At 71.2% G+C, this 15,089-nt stretch carries 15 protein-coding genes and 1 pseudogene; 9 read left to right on the top strand and 7 right to left on the bottom strand.

Annotated elements, in window-relative coordinates:
- Positions 1-9: 9 nt before the first annotated feature.
- The 3 genes from ACZ5CR_RS08255 to ACZ5CR_RS08245 all read right to left on the bottom strand — a co-directional run bounded on the left by ACZ5CR_RS08255 (position 10) and on the right by ACZ5CR_RS08245 (position 4,443).
- Positions 10-1,575: an APC family permease gene (locus tag ACZ5CR_RS08255; protein ID WP_468854887.1), complete on the bottom strand. Its 1,566-nt coding sequence runs from the start codon at positions 1,573-1,575 to the stop codon at positions 10-12.
- A 41-nt stretch (positions 1,576-1,616) separates the two neighbouring features.
- The gene (locus ACZ5CR_RS08250) at positions 1,617-2,576 is read right to left on the bottom strand and encodes a hypothetical protein (protein WP_468854885.1); all 960 of its coding nucleotides are present in this window, start codon (positions 2,574-2,576) and stop codon (positions 1,617-1,619) included.
- Positions 2,577-2,787: 211 nt separating this feature from the next.
- On the bottom strand, positions 2,788-4,443 hold the full coding sequence (locus tag ACZ5CR_RS08245; protein ID WP_468854882.1) for an FAD-binding dehydrogenase: 1,656 nt from the start codon (positions 4,441-4,443) through the stop codon (positions 2,788-2,790).
- Positions 4,444-4,572: 129 nt separating this feature from the next.
- On the opposite strand from ACZ5CR_RS08245, the gene ACZ5CR_RS08240 reads away from it, so the two are divergent.
- The 5 genes from ACZ5CR_RS08240 to ACZ5CR_RS08220 are packed head-to-tail and all read left to right on the top strand — an operon-like array spanning position 4,573 to position 7,324.
- Entirely contained in the window at positions 4,573-5,205 is a 633-nt protein-coding gene (locus tag ACZ5CR_RS08240) for a TetR/AcrR family transcriptional regulator (protein ID WP_468854880.1), read from the top strand.
- Positions 5,202-5,981: a glucose 1-dehydrogenase gene (locus ACZ5CR_RS08235; RefSeq protein WP_468854878.1), complete on the top strand. Its 780-nt coding sequence runs from the start codon at positions 5,202-5,204 to the stop codon at positions 5,979-5,981. The genes ACZ5CR_RS08240 and ACZ5CR_RS08235 overlap by 4 nt, the downstream gene beginning before the upstream one ends.
- A 40-nt stretch (positions 5,982-6,021) precedes the next feature.
- Positions 6,022-6,561: an NUDIX hydrolase gene (locus ACZ5CR_RS08230; RefSeq protein ID WP_468854875.1), complete on the top strand. Its 540-nt coding sequence runs from the start codon at positions 6,022-6,024 to the stop codon at positions 6,559-6,561.
- Between the two features lie 23 nt (positions 6,562-6,584).
- Positions 6,585-6,977: a YidH family protein gene (locus tag ACZ5CR_RS08225; protein ID WP_468854871.1), complete on the top strand. Its 393-nt coding sequence runs from the start codon at positions 6,585-6,587 to the stop codon at positions 6,975-6,977.
- Positions 6,974-7,324, top strand: a complete 351-nt coding sequence (locus ACZ5CR_RS08220) for a DUF202 domain-containing protein (protein ID WP_468854870.1) — start codon at positions 6,974-6,976, stop codon at positions 7,322-7,324. The genes ACZ5CR_RS08225 and ACZ5CR_RS08220 overlap by 4 nt, the downstream gene beginning before the upstream one ends.
- A 31-nt stretch (positions 7,325-7,355) precedes the next feature.
- Here ACZ5CR_RS08220 and ACZ5CR_RS08215 read toward each other — a convergent pair whose 3' ends face one another.
- On the bottom strand, positions 7,356-8,312 hold the full coding sequence (locus ACZ5CR_RS08215) for an NADP-dependent oxidoreductase (RefSeq protein WP_468855509.1): 957 nt from the start codon (positions 8,310-8,312) through the stop codon (positions 7,356-7,358).
- 150 nt (positions 8,313-8,462) lie between these two features.
- Between ACZ5CR_RS08215 and ACZ5CR_RS08210 the strand changes: the two genes are divergently transcribed.
- From ACZ5CR_RS08210 to ACZ5CR_RS08200, 3 genes are all read left to right on the top strand, one after another.
- Positions 8,463-8,759, top strand: coding sequence for a hypothetical protein (locus tag ACZ5CR_RS08210; protein ID WP_468854868.1), 297 nt, complete (start codon positions 8,463-8,465; stop codon positions 8,757-8,759).
- A 198-nt stretch (positions 8,760-8,957) separates the two neighbouring features.
- Entirely contained in the window at positions 8,958-9,989 is a 1,032-nt protein-coding gene (locus tag ACZ5CR_RS08205; RefSeq protein ID WP_468854865.1) for a phosphotransferase family protein, read from the top strand.
- 7 nt (positions 9,990-9,996) lie between these two features.
- Positions 9,997-11,229 (top strand): acyl-CoA dehydrogenase family protein, encoded by a 1,233-nt coding sequence (locus ACZ5CR_RS08200; RefSeq protein WP_468854863.1) that lies wholly within the window; start codon positions 9,997-9,999, stop codon positions 11,227-11,229.
- A 22-nt stretch (positions 11,230-11,251) separates the two neighbouring features.
- On the opposite strand, the gene ACZ5CR_RS08195 is transcribed toward ACZ5CR_RS08200, so the two are convergent.
- From ACZ5CR_RS08195 to ACZ5CR_RS08185, 3 genes are read right to left on the bottom strand one after another with little or no spacing between them, the layout of a single operon-like run.
- Entirely contained in the window at positions 11,252-11,845 is a 594-nt protein-coding gene (locus tag ACZ5CR_RS08195; RefSeq protein ID WP_468854860.1) for a TetR/AcrR family transcriptional regulator, read from the bottom strand.
- A 26-nt stretch (positions 11,846-11,871) separates the two neighbouring features.
- Complete coding sequence (locus tag ACZ5CR_RS08190) at positions 11,872-13,569, bottom strand: class I adenylate-forming enzyme family protein (protein ID WP_468854858.1); 1,698 nt, start codon at positions 13,567-13,569, stop codon at positions 11,872-11,874.
- Positions 13,566-14,333, bottom strand: coding sequence for an SDR family oxidoreductase (locus ACZ5CR_RS08185; RefSeq protein ID WP_468855506.1), 768 nt, complete (start codon positions 14,331-14,333; stop codon positions 13,566-13,568). Before ACZ5CR_RS08185 ends, ACZ5CR_RS08190 begins: the two co-directional genes overlap by 4 nt.
- Before the next feature lie 187 nt (positions 14,334-14,520).
- Here ACZ5CR_RS08185 and ACZ5CR_RS08180 point away from each other — a divergent pair.
- A pseudogene (locus ACZ5CR_RS08180) lies at positions 14,521-14,994 on the top strand (exo-beta-N-acetylmuramidase NamZ domain-containing protein); the annotation flags it as partial.
- Positions 14,995-15,089 lie beyond the last annotated feature (95 nt).

Genomic DNA, 15,089 nt, shown 5'->3' with positions numbered 1-15,089 from the left:
TACCTTGCGTCATACCTTGCCGGACGGTTCCTCGGACGCCTTCTCCAGCTGGAACGCCTCGTTGCCCAGGCCGATCCGCGCGTGCGCCTCCGGCTTGGTCGAGCGCAGGATCGCGCCGTAGACCACGCCGATCACCGCCGCGAGCAGGATGATGCCCGGAAGGACCCAGCTGAGCGCCGAGCCGGGGCCCGCGCCGACCAGGACGTCGAAGTCCTTGACGGTGAAGCCCGCGATGACGAGCAGGCCGACCGCGGCGAGCGCCGACGCGGCGATGCGCCAGGCCTGCGTACGCGCGGCCCCGCGGCGCACGAAGAACACGATGACCGCGACGGAAGCCGTGGCCATCAGGAGGATGACGCCCAGGGCGCCGATGTTGCCGCCCCAGGTGAACAGGTGCAGGACCGGCGCGGTCGGGTCGCCGAACCCGCCGTCGTCGGTCACCGCGAAGGCCACCACGACGACGACGGAGACGACCGTCTGGAGCAGGGAGCCGGTGCCGGGTGCGCCGGTCGATGTGTTGGTCCTGCCGAACGTGGCGGGCAGCAGATTCTCCCGGCCCATGGCGAAGGCGTACCGCGCGACGACGTTGTGGAAGGAGAGGATCGCCGCGAACATGCCGGTCACGAACAGGACGTGGAGTACGTCGGTGAAGGTTCCGCCGAGCCGGGACTCGGTGAGCCCGAAGAGCAGCCCGGCGCTCTGTTCCCGTGCCGCCGGGACGATGCCGGAGGGGCCCGCCGCGACCGTGAGCGCCCACGAGCTGATCGCGAAGAAGAGGGCGACGAAGCCCACCGCGAAGAACATCACGCGGGCGACGACGACCTGTGGGCGGCTGGTCTCCTCCGCGTACACGGGAGCCTGCTCGAAGCCGGTGAAAGCGGCGATGCAGAAGCAGAGCGAGGTGGCGACGCCCGCGCCCGTGAGGGTGTCCGGGTTGAACGCGTGCAGGGACAGGCCCTCCTTGGCCGGGTCCGCGATGGCCGCGATGTCGAAGATGACGACGAGCGCCACCTCGATGAGCAGCAGCACGCCGAGCACGCGCGCGTTCAGGTCGATCTTCAGCCAGGCGAGTACGGCGACGACGGCGACGGTGACGAGTGCCGGTATCCACCAGGCGACTTCGACGTCGAAGTACGTGTGGAGCAGCCCGGAGACCTCGAAGCCGAGGAGCCCGTAGAGGCCGGCCTGCAGCACGCTGTAGGCGACGAGCGCGACCAGCGAGGCGCCCGCTCCTGCGGTACCGCCCAGGCCCCTCGATATGTACGCGTAGAAGGCGCCCGCGTTGTGGACGTGGCGGCTCATCTCGGCATAGCCGAAGCTGAACAGGCCGAGGACCACGCCGAGGATGAGGAAGAGCAGCGGCTGTCCGACGACGCCCATCACGCCGTATGTGGTGGGCATGACACCCGCGACGACCATGAGCGGGCCGGTCGCCGCGAGCACGGACAGGAGGAGGCCCGCCGTGCCGAGACGGCCGGCGCGCAGTGCCGTCTCCTGACCCTTGTAGGTACTGATCCCGCTGCCGTCGGCGGCTTCGCTCGCGGATCTCGTGCTGCTCGAACTGCCCGTCGCCATGGCGCGGTTGTCCTTTCGGGTGGGCGGGTTGGTGCGGTGGGTCAGGCGGAGCCGAGTGCGGCGCCGCGCGCGGCGGTGAACGCCTTGTACGGGTCCCGGTCCGGGTACGACCAGGGTGCCGGGGTCGCGTGCCGCCCGATGCGGTGGAAGAGGGCGGCCGACTCGGCCGCCCTGCCCCCGCAGAATGTGGCGTGGGCGAGGAAGTTGAGGTCGACGCGACAGCGCGGGTGGGCTCTGCTCTGAGGCATCTCCCACTCCAGCCACCAGTCGAAGGCGGCCTTCATGACCTGGCGGGCCCGGCGTCCCGTCCAGTGCCCGGAGGCCACGGGGTCGGCGGGCTCGCTGCCCGCGGTGGCCAGGACGCGGTAGCGCTCGGCGTGCGCGACGACGGGCAGGACCGCCAACGGCGAATCCGCGGGCGCCTGTTCGGCCGCCCAGGCGGCGAAGTCGTACACCTCGTGCAGCGGATCCTGGCCCGCGCCGGGGCGCCGCTCGGCGAGCCTCGCCACCATCAGGTGGTGGGCGTGGTGGTGCTGGGGGTGCCGGTGGCGGACCTCGTCGAAGAGCCGGACCACGTCCTCCTCGAGGCCGAGGGAACGCTCCAGGGTCAGCAGCGCGAGCCACGGCGTGGGGTCGGCGGGAAGCAGCGCGGCCGCTTCGCGGCAGGCGTCCCGCGCCTTCTCCGAGCGCCCCTTGCCGCGCAGCGCGAGGTGCACGGAGGCGTGGGCGAGCAGCAGGACGGCGTCGGCGCTCTCGGGCTCGGCGAGCCGCCAGTCACGGGCCCAGGCGGTGGTGGTGTGCTCCTGTGCGAGTACGTCGAACCGGTGGCCCCTGCGGTCCCAGTCGTCGCCGGTGTCGGCGAGCAGCGCGCGGACCTCGGTCCAGCGGCCCTGGGCCAGTGCGGTCCTGGCGGCGGCGAGTTCGCCGTCGTCGAGCGCGGGGTCGAAGGCGTGGGCCGCCCGCTTGCGGGAACGGCCCAAGGGGGGTGGAGGTGGTGACACCGCGGGACTTCCTCCCCGGCGCGGTTCGCGTACGGATGATCACACACAGCAAACCGGTCGGTAGCCGTCCAGTCAAGGCGCACCCGTGTCCGGGGCTTTCACCAACTCGTTTCAGAATCCGCAGAATTCGCCCCCGACCTGCGCGGTCGCAGGACGGGACACGAATCGGACATGAGGCGACGATCATGCCGCGATACGACGAACGCGCCTTTCAGCTCACCGACTTGGCGGCGGCACGGCCCGCCGCGCGTCCCGAGAAGAGGCAGCCGCCGAGGAACGTGCCTTCGAGCGAGCGGTAGCCGTGCACTCCCCCGCCGCCGAATCCGGCGGCTTCGCCCGCCGCGAACACGCCGGGAAGCGGCTGACCGCCCTCGGTCAGGACGCGCGATGACAGGTCGGTCTCCAGGCCGCCGAGGGTCTTGCGGGTGAGGATGTTGAGCCGCACGGCGACGAGCGGGCCCGCCTTGGGGTCGAGGATCCGGTGCGGGGCGGCGGCCCGGATGAGCCGGTCGCCGAGGAACTTGCGGGCGCCGTTGATGGCGGTGACCTGGAGGTCCTTGGTGAAGGGGTTGCTGACTTCCCGGTCGCGCGCGGTGATCGTGCGGCGCAGCGCCGCCTCGTCGATGAGGGGCTCCTTGGTGAGCGCGTTCATACCGCGCACGAGGGAGGAGAGGTCCTTCTCCACGACGAAGTCGGCGCCGTTGTCCATGAACGCCTTCACCGGGGCGGGCACGTCGGCGCGGGCCCGGTCGAGGACGCCGCGCACGGACTTGCCGGTGAGATCGGGGTTCTGCTCCGAGCCGCTGAGCGTGAACTCCTTGCCGATGATGCGCTGGTTGAGCACGAACCACGTGTACTCGTACCCGGACTTCATGATGTGTTCGAGCGTGCCGAGGGTGTCGAAGCCGGGGAAGAGCGGCACCGGCAGCCGGTCGCCGCGCGCGTCGAGCCAGAGCGACGAGGGGCCGGGCAGGATGCGGATGCCGTGGTTGTCCCAGATGGGGTTCCAGTTCTGGATGCCCTCGGTGTAGTGCCACATGCGGTCGCGGTTGATGAGGCGCGCTCCGGCGTCCTCGGTGATGCCGAGCATCCGTCCGTCGACGTGCGCGGGCACGCCGGAGACCATCCGCTCCGGTGGCGTGCCGAGCCGCTCGGGCCAGTTGGCGCGTACGAGATCGTGGTTGCCGCCGATGCCGCCGGAGGTGACGATCACGGCCTGGGCCCTGAACTCGAAGGACCCGGTGACCTCGCGGCTGCTCGCCGTGCCGCGCACGGCGTCGGAGGGTTCGAGGATCTCGCCGGTGACCGTGTCGATACTGCCCGCGCTGCGGGAGAGCCCGGAGACCCGGTGGCGGAACTTGAGCTGGACGAGGCCGCGGGCGACGCCTTCACGGACGCGGCGCTCGAAGGGGGCGACGAGGCCCGGGCCCGTGCCCCAGGTGATGTGGAAGCGCGGCACGGAGTTGCCGTGCCCCTGCGCGTCGTAGCCACCGCGCTCGGCCCAGCCCACCACCGGGAAGAACCGCACGCCCTGCCCGTGCAGCCAGGACCGCTTCTCGCCCGCGGCGAAGTCGACGTACGCCTCGGCCCATTTGCGGGGCCAGTGGTCCTCGGGCCGGTCGAAGGCGGCCGTGCCCATCCAGTCCTGCATGGCCAGGGCGTGCGAGTCCTTGATGCGGAGCCTGCGCTGCTCCGGGGAGTCGACGAAGAAGAGACCGCCGAAGGACCAGTGCGCCTGGCCGCCGAGCGACTGCTCGGGCTCCTGGTCGACGAGGATGACCCGGCGGCCCGCGTCGACGAGTTCCGCGGTGGCCGCGAGACCGGCGAGACCGGCGCCGATCACGATGACGTCTGCGTCGTGGGCCATCCGGGGGTTCCTCCTCAGCAGGGACTTACTGGTGAGTTCAGATCCTGAGTAACCGCGGGGTCGGCGTCAACCGTCTGGCTCGCTGAACAGCGTCTCGCTTTTAATAATGGCCAGCATTACAGTGGCGCCATGGCCAGGACCTCAGGACCCGAGACCCGGGAGAAACTGATCCGCGCGGGCGAGGAGGTCTTCGCCGCGCAGGGCGTGCACGGCGCGCAGCTGCGGGACATAGTCCGGCTCGCGGGGCAGAGCAATCCCTCAGCCGTGCAGTACCACTTCGGGAGCCGGGCCGGACTGCTCGACGCCGTCATGGCCGAGCGCCAGACCCGCACGGAGAAGGTGCTCACGGCGGAGCTGGAGCAGGCCCCTGACGGACTCCGCGGGCTCCTGCGCGCCCTCGTCGCCGCGGAGGCCACCGAGCTGCGCACCGAGCGGGGCCGCCGCTGCCTGCGCATCTCGACCCAGCTCAGCCACGAGAGCGGCGTGCGCACCCGCACCCCGCACCCCACGATCGACGGCACCGTCTACTGGGACCTGATCGGCCGCGTGGAGGAGTGCCTCACCGCGCTGCCGGAGCCGATCCGGCTTGAGCGCCTCGACCTGGCTCTCACCCTCGTCGGCGCCGCCATGGCCGACCGCGCGGGTCAGTACCTGGCCGGGACCACCCCGCTGACCGGCGAGGACCTCTTCCTCGCGGACCTGGTGGAGACCACCGCGGCCCTTCTGCACGCCCCTCACCACGCACTGGGAGACACTTCATGACCGACTCGAACCCGCACGACCTCACCGGCAGGACCGTCGTCATCACCGGCGCCGCCCGCGGCCTCGGCGCCGAGGCCGCGCGCCAGGCCGTCGCCGCCGGTGCGAACGTCGTCCTGACCGACGTCCTCGACAAGGAGGGCGAGGTCACCGCCGCCGAGCTCGGCGAGCGCGCACGCTTCGCGCACCACGACGTGACGTCGGAGGAAGACTGGCAGCGCGTCGTGGAGCTCGCGATCACCGAGTTCGGTGGGATCCACGGCCTGGTCAACAACGCCGGTATATCCACGGGCCAGTTCCTGGAGTCGGAGTCGGTCGAGCACTTCCGCAAGGTGCTCGACATCAACCTCACGGGTGTCTTCATCGGCATGAAGAGCGTCATCCCGGCCATGAAGGAGGCGGGTGGCGGCTCCATCGTCAACATCTCCTCCGCGGCCGGGCTCATGGGCCTCGCGCTCACCGCCGGTTACGGCGCGTCCAAGTGGGGCGTGCGCGGCCTCACCAAGACCGGCGCCGTGGAGCTCGGCACCGCCCGCATCCGCGTCAACTCCGTCCACCCGGGCATGACGTACACCCCGATGACCGCGCAGGTCGGCATCGAGAAGGGCGAGGGCAAGTACCCCAACACCCCGATGGGCCGGGTGGGCGAGCCGCACGAGATCGCGGGCGCCATGATCTTCCTGCTCTCGGACGCCGCCTCGTACGTGACCGGCGCGGAGCTCGCCGTCGACGGCGGCTGGACCGCGGGGCCCACCGTGAAGTACGTCATGGGCCAGTGAGGTCGAAAGGCCGGTACGGCCGTGAGGTTGGATGGTCGGCATGACGACGAACGACCGGCGGCCCGCGCCCGACCCCAGTGAAGAGATCCTGGCCATCGTCGACGAGAACGACGAGGTGGTCGGCGAGGCCCCGCGCGGTGAGGCGTACGCGCGCGGCCTGCGCCACCGCTGCGTGTTCATCCAGGCGCGGGACGCCGAAGGCCGCGTCTTCGTGCACCGGCGTACGCCGATCAAGCTGGTCTACCCCTCGATGTACGACATGTTCGTCGGCGGTGTCGTCGGAGCGGGCGAGTCGTACGACGACGCCGCGCTGCGCGAGGCCCAGGAGGAACTCGGGGTCGAGGGGCTCCCGCGGCCCACACCGCTGTTCAAGTTCCTGTACGACGACGGCTTGGGGCACACCTGGTGGTCCTACCTCTACGAAGTGCGCTGCGACCTGCCGGTGAACCCGCAGGTCGAGGAGGTCGCCTGGCACACCTTCCTCACCGACGCGGAGCTGGCGGAGCGGCTCGGCGCGTGGGCGTGGGTGCCGGACGGGCTCGCCGCGTACGAGCGGCTGCGGGAGTTCCGTGCGGGATAGAACCGCCGGTTAGGGTGCGACGAGTGAGCAACTTCGTACAGAGCCTGCGCCTGTGGTTCGCGCCCGAGCGGATCCGCGACGAGGGCGACACCCCCGACTACCGCTTCTCGCTCGCCAACGAACGCACCTTCCTCGCCTGGCTGCGCACCGCGCTCGCCCTCATCGGCGGCGGTTTCGCGGTGGACCAGTTCCTGCCGGACCTGCGCTGGGGGTGGCGCATCGGGCTCGCCCTCGCTCTTCTCGCCGCGGGTGTGCTCAGTTCGCTGCGCGCGGTCAACCACTGGGTGCGCTGCGAGCGGGCCATGCGGCGCGGCGCCGATCTGCCCGTCTCGCGGTTCCCGACCGTCCTGAGCCTGACCGTCGCGGTCGTGGCGCTCGCCATGGTCGTCGTCGTGCTCTTCGGGTGGGAAGGGTGACGGACCGGGCCGAGGGTGCCGAGGGGGCCGAGGGACGGGTGCCGGGCCGTGATCCGGGGCTGCAGCCGGAGCGTACGAGGCTCGCGTGGCGGCGTACGACCCTGTCCTGCACCGTCGCCTCGTGCCTCGCGGCGCGGGCCGCCCTGCAGGAGGGAACGACCGCGGCGGGCGTCGTCGCCTGCGCCTTCTGCCTGCTCCTGTGGCTCGGCTTCCTGGGCGTGGCGCACCGCAGGATGACCGAGCTCGCCGCCACCAGCAGGCCGCTGCGGCTTCCGGCGCGGGCCGCGGCGACGGCGGCGCTGTGCACGATGGCGCTCGCCGCGTGCGCGACGGTCATGGTGTTCTGAGCGTCCTGAGGGTTTTGAGCGTGCCGGGTCCTCAGTCCGTCGCGGGCCCGTCCTCGGTCGTCCAGTCCACCGTGACGACGATCTTGCCCCGCGTGCGGCCCTCCGCGTTCAGGCGGTACGCGTCCGCCGCCCGCTCCAGCGGGAACGTGTCGGAGACGTGCACCGTGACGACGTCCTGCTCCGCGAGCCGCGTCAGGTGATTGAGGTCGTCGGCGTCGGGACGTACGAAGCAGTAGTGGCCGCCGAGGCCGATCACCGCGCCGTCCGCGATCGACGCGAGACGGCCGTCGGGCGCGAGGAGTTCGGCGGACACCTTGAGGGTGTCGCCGCCGACCGTGTCGAAGGCGGCGTCCACGCCGTCCGGCGCGAGGCCGCGTACCCGATCGGCCAGGCCGTCGCCGTAGGTGACCGGTTCCGCGCCGAGTTCGCGCAGGTAGTCGTGGTTGCGCTCGCTCGCGGTGCCGATGACGCGGGCGCCCGCGTGCCGGGCCAGCTGGACGGCGATCGAGCCGACGCCGCCGGCCGCCGCGTGCACGAGGACGACGTCGCCCCGCGCCACCGCGAGCGCCTTGGTGATCACCTGGTAGGCGGTGAGCCCGGCGAGCGGCAGACCCGACGCCTCGGCGAAGCTGAGGTTGCGCGGCTTACGGGCGAGGGTGCGCACGGGGGCGGCGACGTACTCGGCGAAGGTGCCGCGCGAGAGGAAGTCCTCGCGCACGTAGCCGATGACCTCGTCCCCCACCGCGAACTCCGGCACGGAGGCGCCCGGCTGCACCACGACGCCCGCAACGTCCCAGCCGGGAATCACCGGGTAGACGGGGTCGAGGATGGCGTCGAGGTGACCGCCCATGCACTTCCAGTCGACGGGGTTGACCGACGCGGCGCGGACTTTCACCAGGACGGAGTCGGGGCCGACCTTGGGGTCGCGCACGTCGCCGTACTCGAGGACTTCGGGTCCGCCGTAACGGCGGTAGCTGATCGCCTTCATGGGGTCGGCTTCCTGGGAGTGCGCGGTGGGGGAAAGCTGAAACATCAACAAGGCTTCCATATCCCCATCAAACGGGCATCGAGTACTAGCCTGAGAGGGTCATCCCTCCCCCACGCCTCCCCCACACCTCCCACAGAAGGTGCACGCGCCATGACCACGCTCCACCACGAACATCCCGTCCACGAGCACGTCCACGGCCCGGCCTGCGGACACCCGGAGGTGCCGCACGGCGACCACGTCGACTACGCGCACGACGGACACATGCACCGCCTGCACTCCGGCCACTGGGACGAGTGCGAGCCCGCCGAGCACGCCGTCCACGAGGCGCACGACCACCAGCACGGCGAGGGCTGCGGGCACAGCTCGGTGCTGCACGGCGACCACGTCGACTACGTCCACGACGGACACCGGCACGCGGCGCACGACGGCCACTGGGACGATCACTGAGATTCACCGCCGCCTTCCCCCGCGCGGACGCCGAGTGGCAGTCTGTGGCGGGGGATCGCCATGTCCGGGACCCTGGGGGCGCCGCGATCCCGATCACGTTCCCACTGCGCTCTGGACTACATACCGACTGGTCGGCATCATGAACGTCAGCGCAACGCAGCGCGGCATTCGACGACGACCGTCCGACCAGGAGCGAAGATGAGCTCAGACCATCCACCAGGCCTCGATCTCGACCAGTTGCGCGGCCATCTGGACAGCGTGCGGCCTGGCCTCGTGGGCGGGCCGCTCTCCGCCCGCCTGATCGAGGGCGGCCGGTCGAACCTCACGTACGCGGTGACGGACGGCTCCTCGCGCTGGGTCGTACGGCGGCCACCGCTCGGGCACGTGCTCGCGACCGCGCACGACATGAAGCGCGAGCACCGGGTGATCAGCGCGCTGCACGGGACCGCCGTGCCGGTGCCGACGCCGCTGCTGCTCTGCGAGGACGACGCCGTGATCGGTGCGCCCTTCTACGTCATGGAATTCGTGGACGGCACCCCGTTCCGCACCGCCGAGGAGCTGGCACCGCTGGGCGCCGAGCGCACCCGGGCCGCGGTCCTCGGGCTCGTCGACACCCTCGTCGACCTGCACTCCGTGGACCCGCAAGCGGTCGGCCTCGGTGACTTCGGGCGGCCCGACGGCTTCCTCGACCGGCAGCTGCGCCGCTGGGGCAAGCAGCTGGACGCCTCGCGGGGCCGCGACCTCGCGGGCATCGACGAGCTGCACGCCGCCCTGGGACGGCAGCTGCCCGCCTCCCCCGCGGCCACCGTCGTCCACGGCGACTACCGCCTCGACAACGTCCTGATCGGCGAGGACGACCAGATCAAGGCGATCCTCGACTGGGAGATGTCCACCCTCGGTGATCCGCTCACCGACCTGGGCCTGCTCGTCATGTACAGCACCAAGCTTGAGCTGCCCGACTCCCCCATCAGCACCACGGCGGGAGCGCCGGGCCACCCGGAGGCCGCCGAGCTGATCGAGCGGTACGCCGCGCGCTCGGGGCGCGACGTCTCCGCGATCGCCTGGTACACGGCGTTCGCGTGGTTCAAGCTCGCCGTGATCCTGGAGGGCATCCACTACCGGTACACGCTCGGCCAGACGGTCGGAGCGGGCTTCGACCGCATCGGGGAGCTGGTCCCCGTCTTCATCGAGCACGGCCTCACCACCCTCCAAGGACGACAGGAAGGCTGAGACAGCCATGGACTTCGCATTCGACGCCCGCACCGAAGAGCTGCGCGACAGGCTCCTCACCTTCATGGACGAGCACGTCTACCCGGCGGAGAAGACCGCCGACGAGCAGCGCGCCCTCCTCGCCTCGCCCTGGGACACCCCGGCGATCGTCGGCGAGCTGAAGGCCGAGGCCCGCAGGCAGGGCCTCTGGAACCTTTTCTTCGTAGACCAGCACAGCCTGCCGGACGCCGGGCACGGCGCCGGGCTCACCAACCTCCAGTACGCCCCGCTCGCCGAGATCACCGGCCGCTCCCCGCACCTGGCGCCCACGGCGCTGAACTGCGCGGCCCCGGACACCGGCAACATGGAGGTGCTCGCCCAGTTCGGGAACGACGAGCAGAAGAAGCAGTGGCTGGAGCCCCTGCTCGCCGGTGAGATCCGCTCGGCGTTCGCGATGACCGAGCCCGAGGTGGCCTCGTCCGACGCCACGAACATCACGACGCTCATCGAGCGCGAGGGCGACGAGTACGTCATCACCGGGCGCAAGTGGTACATCTCCGGGGCGATGAACCCGGACTGCCAGATCTTCATCCTGATGGGCAAGACGGACCCCGAGGGCGCCGACCCGCGCCGCCAGCAGTCCATGGTGCTCGTGCCGCGCGACACCCCGGGTGTCGAGGTACGGCGCGCCATGCAGGTGTACGGCTACGAGGACCACTCCCACGGAGGACACGCCGAGGTGGTCTTCGACCGGGCCCGGGTCCCCGTCAGCAACCTGATCGGCGAGGAGGGCGGCGGTTTCGCCATCGCCCAGGCGCGCCTGGGTCCCGGCCGTATCCACCACTGCATGCGCCTGATCGGCATGGCCGAGCGGGCCATCGAGCTGATGTGCCGGCGGGCGGTGGCGCGTACGGCCTTCGGCAAGCCCCTCGCGCAGCAGGGCGTCGTCCAGGAGTGGATCGCGGACGCCCGCGTCGCGGTGGAGCAGCTGCGGCTGCTCGTCCTGAAGACCGCGTGGCTGATGGACACCGTCGGCAACAAGGGTGCGCACACGGAGATCCAGTCCATCAAGATCGCGACCCCGCGCACGGTCGTCGGCATCCTCGACCAGGCGGTCCAGCTGCACGGGGCGGGTGGCGTGAGTCAGGACTTCCCGCTCGCCGAGCTGTGGGCCGCGGCGCGTACGCTGCGGCTGGCTGACGGGCCTGACGAGGTGCATCAGCGGTCGCTGGCCCGGCGGGAGCTGAAGAAGTACCTGTAGGGCCCCTTCCGGGGCCCTCGTCCTACGGTCGCAGGGCCCTCAGCAGCAGGTCCGCCAAGTGGTCCGCCACCTCCTGCGGGGTGAGCGGGCCGCCCGGGCGGTACCACGTGGACAGGTGGTGGACCGAGCCGAAGTGGTAGTCCACCACCAGGTCCGCCGGGGTCGCCTCGGAGAAGACGCCGGCCTTCTGGCCCTCTTCGATCAGCGCGCGGAACCGCTCGTGGTAGCGGCGGCGCTCCGAACGCACCTGCTTGTTCTTCTCCGGGCTCAGGTGGTGCATGGAGCGGAAGAAGATCGAGGCGTCGTCGAGGTTGTCGATCGTCGTGACGACCACGTCCGCCGCCGCGTCCCGCACCCGCTGCTCGATGGGCGCGTCGGCGTCCGCGAAGGCGTCAAGGCGCTCCTGCTGCACACGCAGGACGCGGGCGTACACCTCGTGCAGGAGATCGTCCTTGGAGCCGAAGTAGTGGTAGAGCGCGCCCTTGGTGACGCCTGCCGACTCCACGATCTCCTGCACCGATGTGCGGTCGTAGCCGCGGTCGGCGAAGAGCCGCGTGGCGGCGGCGAGCAGCCGCTGAGGGACGGGCGTGCCGTCACCGTCCGTCGTCCTGGCCACTGCCGCCACCTGCCTTTCGAGTTTGGCTAGCTCTCGTCTCGCCGAGAGCCCGTGTTGGTGTGGGAACGCAGTTCCCGCCGGAGGATCTTCCCACTTGTGGTCTTCGGGAGCTCCGGCAGGATCTCGACCGCACGCGGGTATTTGTAGGCGGCCAGCCGCTCCTTGCAGTACGCGGCCAGCTCGTCCGGTGCCGCCTGAGCACCGGGACGGAGACTGACGTAGGCCTTGACCGTCTCGCCGCGGTAGCTGTCGGGGATGCCGATGACCGCCGCCTCACGGACCGCCGCGTGACTGTAGAGGACGTCCTCCACCTCACGCGGCCAGACCTTGAAACCGGACGCGTTGATCATGTCCTTCTTGCGGTCGACCACGTAGAGCCAGCCGTCGGCGTCCATGAAGCCGATGTCGCCGGTGCGCAGCTCGCCGTCGGGGAACGCCTCATCGGTGGCGTCGGGGCGCTTCCAGTACCCGGGCACGACCTGTGGGCCGCGCACGGTGATCTCGCCCTGCTCCCCGAAGGGCACGTCCGCGCCGTGGTCGTCGACGATCCTGACGACCGTCTCCGGTCCCGGGACGCCGACGGCCAGCGTGCCGGACACCGGGTCGACCGGCGCCTCCTGGCCCGGCGGCACGGAGGCGCAGGGCGCGGTGCACTCGGTGAGGCCGTAGCCGTTGTGGAGGTAGGGGCCGAGGCTCGCGCGGAACTTCTCCACCAGGGCGGGCGGCAGCGGCGCGCCGCCCGAGGAGATCATCTCGAAGGAGTCGAAGTGCTCCCGCGTCACGGAGGGGTGGGCGGCCAGCGCCATGAAGGCCGTGGACGGGCCCACGGTGTACGCGGGCCTGTGCTCGGCGAAGGCGTCGAGCACCACCCCGGCCTCGAAGCGGTAGGCGAGCGCGAGGGTGCCCGCGTTGGTCAGGGCGCCCGCGACCTGCGCGACCATGCCCGTGATGTGGAAGAGCGGCGCCATCGCGAAGTAACAGGCGCCTTCCGGGATACCGGAGCCCGTGCGCTGCCGCTCGGCGTTGTAGGTGATGTTGCCGTGGGTGTTCATGGCGCCCTTGGGGGTGCCGCTCGTACCCGACGTGTAGCTGATCAGGGCGATGTCGGAAGGGCCGAGCCTGCGGTCTCCCGGTGCGGGCAGCCCCTGCTGTGCGACCGTCACCAGGTCATCGGCGTCGGCGGCCTGCGGGAGGCGTTCGAAGTCGAGGACGCGCGTGTCGCCGCGGGTCTGGAGGTCGAGCTGGCACGCGGTGAGCACGATGCGTACGGGAGAGGGCGCGGCGCTCTCCCGCAGATACGTCTCCCAGGCGCGGTCCGAGCAGATCAGCGCGGTCACGTCGGCGTCCGCGAGGACGTGCCCGACCTCCGCCGACTTGTACATCGGGTTCACCGGCACGACCGTGGCGCCCGCCTTCCACGCGCCGAGCAGCGCGATCACGAAGTGCGGGGTGTTCTGCAGGAGGATCGCGACCCGCTCGCCCCGCGCGAGCCCGCGCGCGGCCAGGTGTCCGGCGACGGAGTCGGTGAGGGCGTCCACCTCGCGGTAGCTCAGGCGGCCGTCGAAGTAGGCGAGGGCGGTGTGCTCGGGGGCTCTGAGCACCGAGGCGCGGAAGGCGTGCACCACGGACTCGGCCGGTTCGACCGGGGCGCGCTGGGCCTCGTTGAGGCGGGCGAGCCAGGGCTTGGCGGCGTAGATGGACGCGGTCGGGGTCGCGTCGCTCACTGCTCCGTCGCCTCCCACTTCTGCTGGATGTGGTTCATCCCGGTGAGCCATTTGTCCGGTTCGGCGGCGCGGATCCGGTAGTACTCGGCGACCTCGGGGTGCGGCAGGATCAGGAAGCGGTTCTCCTCGATCCCGGCGAAGAGCGCGTCCGCGACGTCGTCGGGCTCGATCGCGGTGGGCGTGAGCACGAGGTCGCCCGCGGTGCCGGTGGCGGCGAGCATGTCGGTGCGCACGCCCTGGGGACAGATCGCGTGGACGTCGATCCCGCGGTGCCGGTAGGTGAGCGAGAGCCACTCGGCGAAGGCGTACGCGCCGTGCTTGGTGACGCTGTAGGGCGCCGCGCCGATCATGGTGAGCAGCCCCGCCGCCGAGACGGTGGAGACGAAACGGCCGCTGCCGCGCTCCAGCCACTCGGGCAGCAGCGCGTGGGCCGCGCGGACATGGGCCATGACGTTGACGTCCCAGGCCGCCGCCCAGACCTCCTCGGGGGCGGCCTCGGAGCCGCCGGAGCCGAGGCCCGCGTTGGCGCAGTACACGTCGACGGTGCCGCTGAGGGCCTCTCTCGCCTCCGGCACGATCGTGGACGCGTCGCCCGGCACGGCGACGGCGCCGATCTCGTCGGCCACCGCCCTGGCCTTGGCCGCGTCCAGGTCGTTGACCACGACGCGCGCCCCGGCGGCGGCGAACCGGCGGGCCAGCGCGGCCCCGATCCCGCCTCCGGCGCCGGTGACGACAACTCCCTTGTCCTGCAGGGTCTCCACGATCGGTCTCCTTCGACTGCGGCTCCGCTGTGATCGCAGACTAACCAGTCGGTATGTCGCTGGGGAAGGGGGTCGGGCCAGTCGGTATGCAGCTGGGGAAGGGGGCGGGCAGCCAGGTTCGTTCCCCGGCGGGGGTCCGCGCGCTAGCGTGCGTGGCCATGACAGCCACCGCGCTCACGGAGGTCTCCGCATGAACCTGTCCCGACGCAGTCTGTCCAGGCGGGGCCTGCTCGCGGCCACCACCGCCTCGGCCCTCACCACATCGGCGGCCCCCGCCGCCGCGGGAGGCGGCGGCTCGGGCGCGGGGCGACGGCTGCGCACCGGCTTCGAGCGGCTCGCCGCCGACGGGTACGCGCTCCTGGACGGGGAGCGGGTCGGGATCGTCACGAACCCGACCGGCGTCACCAGGGACGTACGCCACATCGTCGACGTCATGCACGCGGACGAGCGCGTGAACCTGGTCGCGGTGTTCGGCCCCGAGCACGGCTTCCGCGGAACGGCGCAGGCGGGCGGCTCCGAAGGGCGCCACGACGACCCGGCGACCGGGCTTCCCGTCTACGACACGTATCAGAAGAGCGGCAAGGCGCTTGCCGACATCTTCACGGCCGCCCACGTCGACACGATCGTCTTCGACATCCAGGACGCGGGGGCGCGCTTCTACACGTAGTGCGACCTGAAAGTCGCTCTCTCTTAGTGCATTACGGAAAGGAGAGTTTCCAATGCCGAACTTGTAGCCGGAAGTTCGTCCCCACTCCCACA

It is taken from the genome of Streptomyces sp. NPDC031274 (assembly GCF_055570235.1).
This window is presented reverse-complemented; position numbering and strand designations above follow the sequence as displayed.

What these genes read in the sequence shown, in the direction of transcription:
- ACZ5CR_RS08245 (WP_468854882.1), bottom strand. Translation starts at nt 4,443, where the DNA reads ATGGCCCACGACGCAGACGTCATCGTGATCGGCGCCGGTCTCGCCGGT.
- ACZ5CR_RS08205 (WP_468854865.1), top strand. Translation starts at nt 8,958, where the DNA reads ATGAGCTCAGACCATCCACCAGGCCTCGATCTCGACCAGTTGCGCGGC.
- ACZ5CR_RS08230 (WP_468854875.1), top strand. Translation starts at nt 6,022, where the DNA reads ATGACGACGAACGACCGGCGGCCCGCGCCCGACCCCAGTGAAGAGATC.
- ACZ5CR_RS08200 (WP_468854863.1), top strand. Translation starts at nt 9,997, where the DNA reads ATGGACTTCGCATTCGACGCCCGCACCGAAGAGCTGCGCGACAGGCTC.
- ACZ5CR_RS08255 (WP_468854887.1), bottom strand. Translation starts at nt 1,575, where the DNA reads ATGGCGACGGGCAGTTCGAGCAGCACGAGATCCGCGAGCGAAGCCGCC.
- ACZ5CR_RS08240 (WP_468854880.1), top strand. Translation starts at nt 4,573, where the DNA reads ATGGCCAGGACCTCAGGACCCGAGACCCGGGAGAAACTGATCCGCGCG.
- ACZ5CR_RS08215 (WP_468855509.1), bottom strand. Translation starts at nt 8,312, where the DNA reads ATGAAGGCGATCAGCTACCGCCGTTACGGCGGACCCGAAGTCCTCGAG.
- ACZ5CR_RS08235 (WP_468854878.1), top strand. Translation starts at nt 5,202, where the DNA reads ATGACCGACTCGAACCCGCACGACCTCACCGGCAGGACCGTCGTCATC.
- ACZ5CR_RS08210 (WP_468854868.1), top strand. Translation starts at nt 8,463, where the DNA reads ATGACCACGCTCCACCACGAACATCCCGTCCACGAGCACGTCCACGGC.